This window comes from Streptomyces sp., from assembly GCF_050698815.1.
Lineage (GTDB): Bacteria > Actinomycetota > Actinomycetes > Streptomycetales > Streptomycetaceae > Streptomyces.
Window position 1 is genome coordinate 1 of sequence record NZ_JBOHCV010000556.1, and the last position, 12621, is coordinate 12621.

Sequence of the window (12621 nt, forward strand, 5' to 3'; positions counted from 1 at the left end):
GTGCCCGGTCATGGACTTTTGAGAGCTGACGGCCAGCTTTCGCGCATGCTGGCCGAAGGCGAGCTTGATCGCCAGGGATTCGTCGGCATCATTCTGAGGCGTGGATGTGCCGTGCGCGCTGGCGTAGCCCACCTGCTCCGGCGTGATGCCCGCGTCGGCGACGGCCTTTCCGGCCGCCTCCAGCGTCATTTCGGCGACCGTCTCGTCCGGGCCGGCCCAGTGGCGGGTCGCGATGCCGGAGCGCGAGCGGATCCACTCGTCGGACGAGTCGATGTGCTTGAGGATCTCCTCGTTCGGCACGATCCGGGTCGGGCGGTAGCCGCCGACGCCGAGGATGCGCGCGTACGGGGAGCCCTTGGCGGGTTTGATCTTCGCGGTCATGCTCTCGGGCTCCTAGAGGCTCAGGCGGTCGGCGTGTGCTCGGCGATCAGCTCGCGCGCCGCTTCGAGGTCATCGGGGGTCTTCAGTGCCACGGTGCGTACGCCCGGCAGAGCACGCTTGGCCAGCCCGGTGAGGGTGCCGCCGGGGCAGACCTCGATCAGGGCGGTGACGCCCAGCTGCTGGAAGGTCTCCATGCACAGGTCCCAGCGCACGGGGGCGGAGATCTGGTTGACCAGCCGCCGCACGACCTCCTGGCCGTCGGTGACGGCCAGGCCGTCCAGGTTGGAGACGTAGCGCAGCGCGGGATCGTGGATCTTGGTGTCCGCGACGGCGGTGGCCATCGCGTCGACGGCCGGTGCCATGTGGGCGGTGTGGAAGGCGCCCGCGACCTTCAGGGGGATGACCCTTGCCTTGTCCGGCTTGTCCTCGTTCAGCGCCGCCAGCTGCTCGGTGGTGCCGGCGGCGACGATCTGACCGGCGCCGTTGATGTTGGCGGGTGTCAGGTCCAGCTTCTTCAGATGAGCGACGACCGATTCCGGTTCGCCGCCGAGTACGGCCGACATGCCGGTCTCGGTGACGGCCGCGGCCTCGGCCATGGCGCGGCCCCGGGTCCGTACGAGCGTCATGGCGTCCGTGGGCGAGAGCACGCCCGCGGTCGCTGCCGCGGCCAACTCGCCGACGCTGTGGCCCGCGACGGCGCCCAGCACGCGGCCGGGGTCGTGGCCTTCCAGCAGCGTCCCGGTCGAGATCAGGCTCGCGGCGACCAGCAGCGGCTGGGCCACGGCGGTGTCGCGGATCTGCTCCGCGTCCCCTTCCGTGCCGTAGCGCACCAGGTCCAGGTCGATGGCGGCCGACCACTCCGCGAGCCGGTCGGCGACGCCGGGGAGGTCGAGCCAGGGGGTCAGGAGGCCAGGCTTCTGTGCGCCTTGGCCGGGAGCGACGAGTACGAGCACCCTTCAACTCTCTCTTGTGTGCGGTGGTTCGCGCCGGTACGGAGCGATACCAAGAACCGAGAGGCAAATTGTGGATCCTCGACAAAGAGCCCCGGGCAAGCTTACGGCTGGCTCTCGAAGTCCATGAGACGCCCCAGGATCAGAGCGATACGCAGCGTGAACGCCGAGCGGACGTCCGAAGGCGACCATCCGGTGACGTCCGTCACACGTCGCAGCCGGTAGCGGACGGTGTTGGGGTGTACGAACAGCATCCGGGCCGCACCCTCGAGGCTGCTCGCCTGCTCGAGATAGACGCTGAGAGTCTCCAGCAGCGCGGACCCGGCCTCCTCCAGCGGTCTGTAGATCTCCTCCACCAGAAGGTCGCGCGCGGCGGGGTCGCCCGCCATCGCCCGCTCCGGCAGCAGGTCGTCCGCGAGCACCGGTCGCGGCGCGTCCGGCCAGGCGGCGCACGCCCGCAGACCGGCCGCGGCGGCCTGTGCGGAGCGGGTCGCCGACAGCAGATCGCCCACGATGGGACCGGCCACGACAGGGCCCGGCGCGTAGGGCCCGATCAGGGACTTCGCGGCCTTCAGCGGATCGTCCGAGCCGCCCGCGATCACGACCAGGCGGCTGCCCAGCACCCCGGTGAGGACCTGCAGTTTCGCGTGCCGGGCGGCCCGCCGGATGGCCTCGACCGTCAGTTCGCTGTCACCGTCGGGCGCCGCGCCGAGGACGACGGCGACGTGCTCGGGTGCGTTCCAGCCGAGCGCGGCGGCACGGGAGACCGCGCCCTCGTCCGCCTCTCCCGAGAGCACGGCGTTGACCACCAGCGATTCCAGCCGGGCGTCCCAGGCGCCGCGGGCCTCGGCGGCCTGCGCGTAGACCTGAGCGGTGGCGAAGGCGATCTCGCGTGCGTAGACCAGCAGCGCCTCACGCAGAACCGACTCGTCGCCGGGTGCCGCGACCTCGTCGATCGCCGTCTCGACGACCTCGATCGTGGTGCGCACCATCTCCACGGTCTGCCGCAGGGTGATGGCGCGGGTCAGCTCGCGTGGTGCCGTGCCGAACACGTCAGTGCTGATGGCCTGCGGGGTCTCGGGGTGCCGGAACCACTCGGTGAAGGCCGCGATGCCCGCTTGGGCGACCAGCCCGATCCAGGAGCGGTTCTCCGGCGGCATCGCGCGGTACCACGGCAACTGCTCGTCCATGCGTGCGATCGCGGCGGCGGCGAGCTTGCCGGAGGACTGCTCCAGGCGTCGCAGCGTGGCGCTGTGCGGGTGCTCCGCCTGCTCCGGGCGGGGTGCGGGTGGTGGGTTCGCGGAGGGATCTGTGGATTCGGGCACGTCCCCAAGCCTGCCTCATGGAACCGCCCGCGCGGGGGCGGGGGCGGACCCGAGCGGTACGCGCACCGGATGACAGCGGATTACGGTGTGCGCATGCTTCACGTGTGGCGGGCGGCGGACCGGTATCGGGGCGGTGACGCGGCGGCCGGGATCGACACCCGGCACGCCTTCTCCTTCGCGGGCTTCTACGACCCGGACAACGTCGGCTTCGGCCCGCTGGTGGCCTGTAACGAGGAACGGCTCGCCCCCGGTGCCGGCTTCCCCGAACATCCGCACCGGGACGTCGAGATCGTGACGTGGGTGGTCGAGGGCGAGCTGGAGCACCTCGACTCGATGGGGCAGTCCACCCGGGTACGGGCGGGGGACGTGCAGCGTCTCGGCGCGGGGAGGGGGGTGCGGCACGTCGAGCGCAACGCGGGCCGGGAGCCGCTGTGTTTCGTGCAGATGTGGCTGGTCCCCGGAGCCCGCGGCGGCGTTGGCGACCCTGGCGGCGGAGGGGAGTACGACGGCGGTGAGCCGGAGTATCAAGTGGTGCGCGGCATCGCCGACGGCACGCCCTTCGCGGTGCCGCGCACGGAGGCGGTGCTGCACGTCCGGCGGCTGGCGGCGGACGAGCGCACGGCGGTGCCCGACGCGGCGTGGGTGTACGTGCACGTGGTGCGGGGCGTGGTGGACATCGGCTCGGGACCTTCCCGGGCCGGAGCCCGGGCGGAAAGGCTCGCCGCCGGCGATGCCGCCCGTATCACCGACGCCCGTGAGCTGGAGGCACGCGGGGCCGGTGTCGCCGCGGAGCTGCTGATGTGGGAGATGCGCGCCGAGCCGGACTACGGCTGAGCCCGGTGCCGTGCGTCAGCGCAGCTCCGCGAGCACGGCGTCCGTGAAGGGCGGCCAGGCGTCGACCGCCCACTGTCCGAAGTCGCGGTCCGTGAGGGCGACGCAGGCCGCGCCCGCGTCCGGGTCGACCCAGAGGAAGGTGCCGGACTGTCCGAAGTGTCCGAAGGTGCGTGGGGAGGAGGAAGCGCCCGTCCAGTGCGGGGACTTGCCGTCCCGGATCTCGAAACCGAGCCCCCAGTCGTTGGGCGACTGGTGGCCGTAGCCCGGCAGCACGCCCTTGAGTCCGGGGAAGACCACCGAGGTCGCCTCCTCCAGCGTCGCGGGCGCGAGCAGCCGCGGCGCGAGCAGTTCCGCGGCGAACCGGGTCAGGTCGTCGGCCGTCGAGACGGCGTCCTTGGCAGGTGAGCCCGGCAGTTCCGTCGCCGTCATGCCGAGCGGCTGAAGGACCGCCTCCCGCAGGTACTGCGGGAACGGGATCTCGGTGACCTTGGCGAGGTGGTCGCCGAGCGCCTCGAAACCCGCGTTGGAGTAGACGCGGCGGGTGCCCGGCTCGGCCATCGGCCGGTCCTCGTCGAAGGCCAGCCCCGAGGTGTGGGCGAGGAGGTGGCGGACCGTCGAACCGCCCGGGCCGGCGGGTTCGTCCAGTTCCACCGCGCCTTCCTCGACGGCGATCAGCGTGGCGTAGGCCGTGAGCGGTTTGGTGACGGAGGCGAGCGCGAAACGGTCGCCGGTGGGGCCGTGGCTGCCGGCGACGGCGGGGGCCTCTCCGTCGGCTCGTACGACGACGGTGGCGGCCGCGTTCGGTACCGGCCAATTCTCGATCATCCGCAGGCTGTCCATGGCTCCCGAGCGTAACGCGGCTCGAAGTGGCCCGGATTCCGTGCTTGCTTGGAGCGCACTCCAAGTCCGTAGCGTTCACTCATGACCGTGATGGAGACGGAGACAGCGGGCGAGGCAGCAGGCGAGACAGCCGTACCGGCCCCGTGCGGGGCCGCCGAGGCACCCCCTCCCCGGCCGGAAGGGCGGGACGGCTACACCATCAGCGAGGTCGCCGCACTCTGCGGACTGAGTGCGCACACGCTGCGGTGGTACGAGCGGATCGGACTGATGCCGCACGTGGACCGCTCGCACACCGGGCAGCGACGCTTCACCGGCAAGGACCTCGACTGGCTCTCGCTGGTCGGCAAGCTGCGGCTGACCGGCATGCCGGTGGCGGACATGGTGCGGTACGCGGAGCTCGTACGGGCGGGGGAGCACACCTTCCCCGAGCGGCAGGAACTGCTCATGGCGACGCGCGAGGACGTACGGCGCAGGATCACCGAACTGCGGGAAACCCTCGAGGTCCTCAACTACAAGATCGACATCTACGCGGACGCCCGCCGGGTGTCCGAACGAGCATGGGAGGGGTCACGTTGAACACGAGCCCGGACGACAGCGGGAAGATCACGACGGCACGGCTGGGCGGGACCGGTCCGGAGATCGGCGTGCAGGGCCTGGGCTGCATGGGCATGAGCTTCGCCTACGGCCCCACGGACGTCGACGAGGCGCGGGCCACCCTGGAGCGGGCGCTGGAGCTGGGCGTCACGCTCTACGACACCGCGGACATGTACGGCGAGGGCGAGAACGAGAAGTTCATCGCGCCCTTCGTACGGGCGCACCGGGACGAGATCGTGCTGGCCACCAAGTTCTCCATCGGCCTCGACCCGGCGGACCCCACGAAGCGGGTCATCCGCAACGACCGTCCGTATCTGCGCCAGTGCGTCGAGGCGAGCCTGCGGCGACTGGACGTCGAGGAGATCGACCTCTACTACATGCACCGGCGGGACGTGAACGTCCCGATCGAGGACACGGTCGGCGCCATGGCGGAGCTGGTGGCGGAGGGCAAGGTCAAACATCTCGGACTGAGCGAGGTGACGGCCGGCGAGTTGCGTGCCGCGCAGGACGTGCACCCCATCGCGGCGCTGCAGTCGGAGTGGTCGCTCTTCAGCCGAGACGTCGAGCGCAGCGTGGTCGGCGCCGCCCAGGAGCTGGGCGTCACCTTCGTGCCGTACTCGCCGCTCGGCCGCGGCTTCCTGACCGGTGCCTTCGCCGACGCGGAGAAGGACCTGACCAGCGACGACTTCCGCCGCACGATGCCACGCTTCACCGGCGAGAACGCGGTGGCGAACGAGGCGCTGCTGGCGCCGGTGCGCAAGGTCGCCGACGCGCACGGTGCGACGCTCGGACAGATCGCGCTGGCATGGGTGCAGCAGCAGGCGCGGCTGCGTGAGGGACTGACCGTCGTGCCGATCCCGGGCACCCGCAAGCGGACCCGGGTCGAGGAGAACACGGCCGCCACCCGCATCGAACTCTCGGACGAGGAGCTGGCGTTGCTGGAGCCCATCGCGAGCCGGGTGGCGGGACCGCGCTACGCCGACATGTCCTTCAGCTCGGCCGGACGGGAGTGAGACCGGCGGCAGTCAGGCCGTCCGGCCGTGAAGGCCGTGAGTGCACTGCCGGGACGGGGACGCGCAGCGCACCTTGTCGTACGCCCGGAGGGTGATCGCGGCGAAGCCGGCCCGCGAGCCGGTCCCGGGGGCGAGGTATCCGGTGTGGCCGTCGGCACCCGCTGAGGAGACGACACGGGCGCCGAAGGCGGCCGATGCGGGGTCGGCGCCGTGTCCGAGGCCGAGGAACTCCACGTTGGGCACCCGGCCGATCCAGTCCCCGCCGGCCCGGGCGGCCCAGACCCGTACGGGGGTGCGCAGTTCGGTCACGGAGTCCGCGTGCAGGCCGGGGGAGCCGAAGACGACGAGGTCGGCGGCGTCGCGGCGGGCGAGCTGGGCGGCGGCCTTGCCGCACACCACGGAGCCGTAGCTGTGGCAGAGCACCGCCGGTGCCGGCGTCCCCGTCCGGGACAGCCCGCGCAGGAAGCGCTCCAGGCGGGGCGCGCCGGCGTCGGCGAGGCGGTCGGTGGCGGCGTCGGGTCCGAGTCCGACGGGTGTGGTGTAGCCGGCCCAGGCGATGACGGCGGTACGGGTGCCGGGTGCCGCCGTCGTCATGCGGGCGCGCAGCGAGGCCGCCATACCCGCGGGTGTGCCGTACCTGTCCCCGCTCTCGCGGTCGAAGGTGGCCAGGTCGATGTCGGAACCCGGCACGATCACCGCGGTGCGCTCCGCCCCGGCCAGGTTCCCGTAGACCTCGGCCACCTGACCGCGGCCGCGCGGATCGAAGGCGAGGATCTGCCGCCCCGGCCTGAGGAGCCCGGCGTACCTGGCTTCCTTCACCCGTGCGAGCCGGTGATCCTCGAGGGTGCCGGCCGGGTCGGTGGCACGGGCCCGCAGGCGGGTCAGTTCGGCCCGCAGGGCACGGCGGTTGGCCGCGTACCGCAGAGCGACGGGGGCGCCGTCGAGATTGCCGACGACGAGGGGGTGCCGGTGCAGCAGTGTGCGCCGCTGCTCGCGGGTGAGACCGGCGAAGAAGACGGCGATCTGTTCCGGACCCGCGTCGGCCGGGTCGGGCAGCTGCCGGCCCGGTGTGCCGTCGGCCCGCCAGGACGCCGCTCCGGGAAGCGGACCGGTGACCGGGGTCTGCCGGGAGCCGGCCGTCATGCCCGCGGTGGCGGCGATCACGGTTGCGGCGAGCGTGGCGGCGGTCAGAGCCCGCTTGAGGCGGCGCTTCATCTCGGATCTCCCTCCTGCGGCCGCCGGCGGTCCCGGCGGCGCGGTGGAAGGAGAGTGCGGCGGCGGCTCGTGCCCGTACGTCACACCGGGGAGCCAACTCCCGGGTGATACCGGGGTAGTGGGTCGCCCTCCGCGGGGAGGAGGGTGCGCGTCGTGGCGCCGTCAGCTCTCGCCCGGGGAGATGAGCCCCGACTCGTAGGCGAAGATCACGGCTTGGGCCCTGTCCCGCAGCCGGAGCTTGCTGAAGATGCGGCTCACGTGCGTCTTGACCGTCTGTTCGGCCAGTACGAGGACGTCGGCGATCTCACTGTTGGACCGGCCGCGCGCGAGCAGCTCCAGCACCTCGGTCTCCCGCTCGGTGAGTCCGTTCAGCCGGAGCGCGTGCGCCGTGCGCGAGGCGGGCCGCTGCCGGGCGAAGTCGGCGATGAGCCGCCGGGTGACGGAGGGGGCGAGCAGGGCCTCGCCCGCGGCCACGATCCGTACGGCCGCGATGAGATCGTCGGGCGGCGCGTCCTTGAGCAGGAAGCCGCTGGCTCCCGCGCGCAACGCCTCATAGACGTAGTCGTCGACGTCGAAGGTGGTCAGCATGAGCACCTTGGGGCGGCGGGCGGCGCCGGTGCCGCCGCCCGGAGCGAGCAGTTGACGGGCGGCCTCCAGCCCGTCCATCTCCGGCATCCGGACATCCATCAGGACCACGTCCGGGCGGGTGTCGCGGCAGAGCGCGATGCCCCGCGCCCCATCCGGTGCCTCGCCGACGACGTCGATGTCGGACTGTGCGGCCAGCAGCGCGGCGAAGCCCGCGCGCACCATGGCCTGGTCGTCGACGACGATCACCCGGGTCGTCATGAGGGGAACGCGTCCTTCCCGTCCGGTGTCGCGGGGAACAGGGGAAGACGGGCCGCGACGCGGAAGCCGCCGTCGGGGAGCGGCCCGGTCTCGAAGGTGCCGCCGACGAGCCGTACCCGCTCACGCATCCCGACCAGGCCGTGCCCGGTGCCGGTGCCGGGGGTCTCCACGGGCGGCCCGGTGCGCTGGGCGGGGGGACCGTTGACGACGAGCACTGTCAGGTCTCCGTCCGTCCCGTCCGTCCCGTCCGTCCCGTCGTCCCCTGTCCCGTGGCCGCTCACCGAGACGCGGCCGGTGGCGCCGGGTGCGTGCCGTACGACGTTGGCGAGCGCTTCCTGCACGATGCGGTAGGCGGACAGCTGCACGGCCTGCGGCGTCCCGGACATCCCGGGCGCCACCGACAGTTCGGTAGGCACGCCTGCCCGTACGGTCGCCTCCACCAGCTGACCCAGCCGGTCCAGGCCGGGCTGCGGAGCGCGCTCGCCGTGATTCTCCTCGCTGCGCAGCACACCGAGCAGCCGGCGCATCTCCGCCAGCGACTCGCGTGCCGTGGCGGCGATGGAGCCGAACTCCTCCTGTGCGCCGGGCGGCAGGCCGGACAGCCGGTAACGGGCGCTGTCGGCCTGGACCGTGATGACGGACATGTGGTGCGCGACGACGTCGTGCAGCTCCCGTGCGATGCGGGCGCGCTCCTCCAGCAGGGTGCGCCGGGAGCGTTCGGCCTCGCTGATGGTCTCCTGCTCGGCCAGCCGCAGCTGTGCGTCGGCACGCTCGCGCACCGTCGCGCCGAGCAGCAGGATGATGCCGCTGAACACGATCAGCAGGACGTTCGTGCCGTCGCTGCGGTCCGCCCAGAGAAAGCCGAGGCCGAGCGAGAGCACGGCGGTGACCGTCCAGACGGCGATGAGCGTACGGCGGCCCTCGCGCAGCGCCAGTGCGAGACAGAGCGCCAGGTAGCCGATGATCACCGTCGGAGGCCACGGCCAGGCGATGGCCGTGCCGGTCCGGGTCAGCATGAGCAGGGCGCCGACAGTGTCGGCTGTGATCACGATCCACCAGGCGGGCAGCGGCCGGGTGACGGCCAGCAGCAGGGGTCCGGCCTGCGCGAAGCCGAGCGCGGTGGTGAGCGCGCCGGGCAGGCCGTAGTCGCCGGACAGCGTCTGGGCGGTGACCGGGACCAGCACCGCGGCGAGGGCCAGGGTGAGCACGTACGCCAGTCGCCGGCCCCGGCCAGGGGGTCCGGACGCCCGGGCGGCCGACTGCTCCCCGGAAGCCGCCGGCGTGACGAGGGCGGTGCCGAGCGAACGCAGCACGATCAGGGTCGCCCGCACGGGCTGGATCCGTCCGGCACCGTGCGCGGCTTCGGCGGGCGAGGGATGCGGCGGAGTCGTGGACATGGCGCGCTCAGCGTATGAGGCGGGGGTGCCCGTGGCGTCCTGCGCGGGTACCGGGCGGACCCCTACCGCAGTAGGGGGTCGGCCGGCCCGGCCCGGGCCGGCCGGCTCACGACCTCAGAGCTCGGCCAGCAGTTCGGCCTTCTTCTCCGTGAATTCGCCGTCCGTCAGCAGCCCCGCGTCGTGCAGCTCGCCCAGATGCCGGATGCGCTCGGCGATGTCGGCGGGGTCGGAACGGCCCGGGTGCGTGGTCGCGGCCGCCGCCCCGCAGAGTGCCTTCGCGGGCGAGGCCTCCAGCGGATCCGTGGGCTCCGTGGCCCGTACGGCCTCCAGCACCGAAGCGGCGAACGGCAGCGACTCGTAGACCAGTCCGTAGCCGAGGCCGAAGACCACCGAGGCCGGGTCCTTGTCGGGCTCGCCCTCCTCCGGTGCCCTGCCGCCGCGGGGCAGCATCCGCAGATGACCGCCGGCGACCTCGGGCGACCGCCACTCGACGCCCTCCAGATCACTCACGGAGAAGGTCTGGTCGCCCGCCTTCCACTTGGTCGACGAGGCTCCCGTCCAGAACCACCGGAAGGAGACCTTCTCGCCGTCGAAGGAGGCCTTGCCGTCGTACGCCTTGAAGCTGTGCGGAGACGCGGGAGCGGCCACCAGATGCCGCTCGGCGGGCTTGTCCGCGTCCGCGGGCAGCACCGCGCGCAGCTCCGTCGCGTAGTAGTCGGCGAGCGTCTCGCGCTCGGCGGGGAGCACGAGGCGGTACGGGTCGCAGCCCTCCTTCAGCTGGCCGTCGGCGGCCTCCAGCAGCGGATCGGCGCCCCTGCGGGGCTCGGCGCGCAGCACCACCGTGCCGCGTTTGCCACCTGGCGCGAGCTCGACAGCGCTCATCGCCTCGTACGGAACGCGCCGCTCCCCGAGCACGTGAAAGAGCTTCGGCGTGCGGATCCCCCGTTCGAAGCGGATGAGCACGGAGTCCGTGTCGAACTCCCAGGTGGAGTGAAATCCAGCCAGTACGTCACCCATGTGGGCCATCGTAAGCGCGCGCCGCCCGCACGTCCCCCTCAAGAGCGCTACGCGCGTAAATTCGGTACCGCTAGCTGTTTCCACCGGTGCCGCTGAGGCAGCCGGGGTCGTCGGCGGCGCAGTTGACCGCGGCGTACGAACCGGTCGCGATGCCGGCGAAGTTGTCCAGGCTGCCGGTGCCCGGCACGAAGTAACCGGCGTGCCCGACGGCGCCGTTCGCCGCGAGCCTGCGTGCGCCGAAGGCGGGCGAGACGGGGTCGGCGCCGTGGCCGAGCCCGCCGACCTCCATGTGCGGCACATCTTCGATCCAGTCGTCATCGTCCCGGGTCGCCCAGACGCGCGCGCGGGTGCCGAGGTTCTTGGCGCGCTCCACGCGCATGCCCGGGCTTCCGGAGACCGCGATGTCGCTGACACGGCCGGGCAGCTCCGCCGCGGCCTCACCGCACACCACCGTGCCGTAGCTGTGGCAGAACAGTGCGACGGGGGCGGATCCGCGCAGTTCGCGTACGAAGCCGGTGAGCCGCTCGGCGCCGTCCTCGGCGAGGTGGCCGGACGCGGCGTCCACCCCGAGCCCGACCGGCGCGGTGTAGTCGGCCCAGGCGACGGTCGCGGTAGGGACGCTCGGTGCGGCGGAGCCCTGCCGCTCCTGGAGCGCCTCGGCCATGCCGACGGGCGCCGCGTACGGCCGCCCGGACTTCTCGAACGTCAGCAGCTCGGTGTCCACCCCGGGGACGACGACCGACACCCGCCGCGCCCGCTCGAGATCACCGAATACCTCGGCGGCGCGGCCGCGGCCGGTCGGGTCGAAGGCGAGGATCTGGCGTCCCGGCCGGAGCATGGAATCGAAGCGCTCCATGCGGCGGCTCGCCGTATGTCGGCCCTCCTCGGTGAGCCGCTCGTCGACCATGCGGGCGCGCTCCACGTCGCGGGCCTTGAACAGGGCGTTGTGGTTGGCGTCGTAGCGCAGCTGGACAGGGGCGCCGCCCAGGTTGCCGACCACCAGCGGGAAGCGGTCGGCCAGCCGCTGCCGCTGGGCGTCGGTGAGCGAGCGGAAGAAGCGGGAGACGGCGCTCGGCGGGGCGTCCGGTCCGGGCAGTTGCCGGCCGGCGATGGTGCCCTTCTCCCAGGCGAGCAGTGCGGCGGCGTACGGGCCCGGCGTGCTGTCGTGCTCACGGATGGCGGTCCAGCCGGTCGTCGCCAGCAGAACGAGCACCACCGCGAGGGCGAGTACCGCACGCCACGCGGTGACGCCCGGCGCTCCCGCGTGGGGGAGGCCGGATCCGGACAGGGGGTTGCCGAGGGCCGAAAAGGAAGTCACTGGGCAGCCACCCTAGGAGACACCGCCGAGTACTCGTGCACGCCGTGACCCATCTCACGTTTCACCACGCCCGATTGGGTGAGTCCCGTGCCTATGTGATGACTGGGCGTCAAACTCGCGCGTTCGCCGGACAGGACAGCCGGGAGGGATCAGTGCGAAGCGGCGCTTCCCGGTGCCCTGCTCCAGTCCTGGCTGAGAGCCGGGCCCAGCTGGTCGACGTAGGACTCGACGGCGCGCCGGGCGGCGCGCACGGTGGTGTCCTCGCCCGAGCCCCAGCAGCGACTGGCCGCCCGCATCACCCCGGAGAAGGCGGCGACCAGCACCCGGGGACGCGGGTCTGCGTCGAGGTTCAGGCCCTCGCGGCGGGCGATCTCGGCGGCCAGCCGCTCCTCCATCTCCATCGAGTGCCGCAGGTGAACGGCGATGAGCGCGGGGGTGGTCTCGATGATCTGCCACATCCGCATGTGGAGCTGGATGGGGACGACCTCCTCGATGGCCTCGCCGATGGATTCCCAGGTCTCGTCGAGCGTGCTGCGCAGCACTTCCATCGGAGGCTCACCGGGGGGACGCCGCCGGACGGCCGCGAGGTACCGCTCCTCGGTCAGCGCCTGGAGGGCGAAGGCGACCTCCTCCTTGCTGGCGAAGTAGCGGAAGAAGGTGCGCTGGGAGACGTCGACGGCGGCGGCGATCTCGTCGACGGTGGTCGACTCGTACCCCTGTGTGACGAAGAGCTCGTGGGCGGCGCGGATGAGGGAGTCCCGGGTCCGCTGCTTCTTCCGCTCACGCAGACCGGTCACTTTCCGCCACCTCCCAGGGCTGTGCTGCTCACCTTACGACCTGGTGCGCGATAGCGAGCGGGCTCCCGACGCCCTGCGACTCCGCCTCGCCCCC

The 12621-nt window shown here is 72.5% G+C and carries 12 protein-coding genes and 1 pseudogene; 3 read left to right on the plus strand and 10 right to left on the minus strand.

The window, feature by feature from the left end; translation table 11 throughout:
• The 3 genes and pseudogenes from ACRDP3_RS20050 to ACRDP3_RS20060 all read right to left on the minus strand — a co-directional run.
• Positions 1-381, minus strand: a pseudogene (locus ACRDP3_RS20050) (hypothetical protein); the annotation flags it as partial.
• A 20-nt stretch (positions 382-401) separates the two neighbouring features.
• The gene (locus ACRDP3_RS20055) at positions 402-1334 is read right to left on the minus strand and encodes an ACP S-malonyltransferase (RefSeq protein ID WP_431518354.1); all 933 of its coding nucleotides are present in this window, start codon (positions 1332-1334) and stop codon (positions 402-404) included.
• A gap of 101 nt (positions 1335-1435) precedes the next feature.
• Complete coding sequence (locus ACRDP3_RS20060; RefSeq protein ID WP_431518355.1) at positions 1436-2656, minus strand: PucR family transcriptional regulator; 1221 nt, start codon at positions 2654-2656, stop codon at positions 1436-1438.
• A gap of 93 nt (positions 2657-2749) precedes the next feature.
• Here ACRDP3_RS20060 and ACRDP3_RS20065 point away from each other — a divergent pair, with 93 nt between their 5' ends.
• Entirely contained in the window at positions 2750-3490 is a 741-nt protein-coding gene (locus ACRDP3_RS20065) for a pirin family protein (RefSeq protein ID WP_431518356.1), read from the plus strand.
• A gap of 15 nt (positions 3491-3505) precedes the next feature.
• On the opposite strand, the gene ACRDP3_RS20070 is transcribed toward ACRDP3_RS20065, so the two are convergent.
• A complete protein-coding gene (locus tag ACRDP3_RS20070) occupies positions 3506-4330 on the minus strand; it encodes a serine hydrolase domain-containing protein (protein WP_431518357.1) in 825 nt (274 codons plus the stop codon).
• Positions 4331-4411: 81 nt separating this feature from the next.
• Here ACRDP3_RS20070 and ACRDP3_RS20075 point away from each other — a divergent pair, with 81 nt between their 5' ends.
• Together ACRDP3_RS20075 and ACRDP3_RS20080 are read left to right on the plus strand one after the other, a co-directional pair.
• Positions 4412-4906 (plus strand): MerR family transcriptional regulator, encoded by a 495-nt coding sequence (locus ACRDP3_RS20075; RefSeq protein WP_431518358.1) that lies wholly within the window; start codon positions 4412-4414, stop codon positions 4904-4906.
• On the plus strand, positions 4903-5937 hold the full coding sequence (locus ACRDP3_RS20080; protein WP_431518359.1) for an aldo/keto reductase: 1035 nt from the start codon (positions 4903-4905) through the stop codon (positions 5935-5937). The genes ACRDP3_RS20075 and ACRDP3_RS20080 overlap by 4 nt, the downstream gene beginning before the upstream one ends.
• 12 nt (positions 5938-5949) lie before the next feature.
• On the opposite strand, the gene ACRDP3_RS20085 is transcribed toward ACRDP3_RS20080, so the two are convergent.
• From ACRDP3_RS20085 to ACRDP3_RS20110, 6 genes are all read right to left on the minus strand, one after another.
• Complete coding sequence (locus ACRDP3_RS20085; RefSeq protein ID WP_431518360.1) at positions 5950-7152, minus strand: alpha/beta hydrolase; 1203 nt, start codon at positions 7150-7152, stop codon at positions 5950-5952.
• A gap of 162 nt (positions 7153-7314) precedes the next feature.
• Complete coding sequence (locus ACRDP3_RS20090; protein ID WP_431518361.1) at positions 7315-7998, minus strand: response regulator; 684 nt, start codon at positions 7996-7998, stop codon at positions 7315-7317.
• Entirely contained in the window at positions 7995-9395 is a 1401-nt protein-coding gene (locus ACRDP3_RS20095; protein ID WP_431518362.1) for a sensor histidine kinase, read from the minus strand. Before ACRDP3_RS20095 ends, ACRDP3_RS20090 begins: the two co-directional genes overlap by 4 nt.
• 114 nt (positions 9396-9509) lie before the next feature.
• A complete protein-coding gene (locus tag ACRDP3_RS20100) occupies positions 9510-10412 on the minus strand; it encodes a DUF4429 domain-containing protein (RefSeq protein WP_431518363.1) in 903 nt (300 codons plus the stop codon).
• A gap of 70 nt (positions 10413-10482) precedes the next feature.
• Positions 10483-11730 (minus strand): alpha/beta hydrolase, encoded by a 1248-nt coding sequence (locus ACRDP3_RS20105; protein WP_431518364.1) that lies wholly within the window; start codon positions 11728-11730, stop codon positions 10483-10485.
• A 149-nt stretch (positions 11731-11879) separates the two neighbouring features.
• Entirely contained in the window at positions 11880-12527 is a 648-nt protein-coding gene (locus ACRDP3_RS20110; RefSeq protein ID WP_431518365.1) for a TetR/AcrR family transcriptional regulator, read from the minus strand.
• Positions 12528-12621 lie beyond the last annotated feature (94 nt).

Excerpts from the sequence above, each read along its gene's own strand:
- ACRDP3_RS20065 (WP_431518356.1), top strand. The coding sequence starts at position 2,750 with ATGCTTCACGTGTGGCGGGCGGCGGACCGGTATCGGGGCGGTGACGCG.
- ACRDP3_RS20070 (WP_431518357.1), bottom strand. The coding sequence starts at position 4,330 with ATGGACAGCCTGCGGATGATCGAGAATTGGCCGGTACCGAACGCGGCC.
- ACRDP3_RS20075 (WP_431518358.1), top strand. The coding sequence starts at position 4,412 with ATGACCGTGATGGAGACGGAGACAGCGGGCGAGGCAGCAGGCGAGACA.
- ACRDP3_RS20085 (WP_431518360.1), bottom strand. The coding sequence starts at position 7,152 with ATGAAGCGCCGCCTCAAGCGGGCTCTGACCGCCGCCACGCTCGCCGCA.
- ACRDP3_RS20090 (WP_431518361.1), bottom strand. The coding sequence starts at position 7,998 with ATGACGACCCGGGTGATCGTCGTCGACGACCAGGCCATGGTGCGCGCG.
- ACRDP3_RS20095 (WP_431518362.1), bottom strand. The coding sequence starts at position 9,395 with ATGTCCACGACTCCGCCGCATCCCTCGCCCGCCGAAGCCGCGCACGGT.
- ACRDP3_RS20100 (WP_431518363.1), bottom strand. The coding sequence starts at position 10,412 with ATGGGTGACGTACTGGCTGGATTTCACTCCACCTGGGAGTTCGACACG.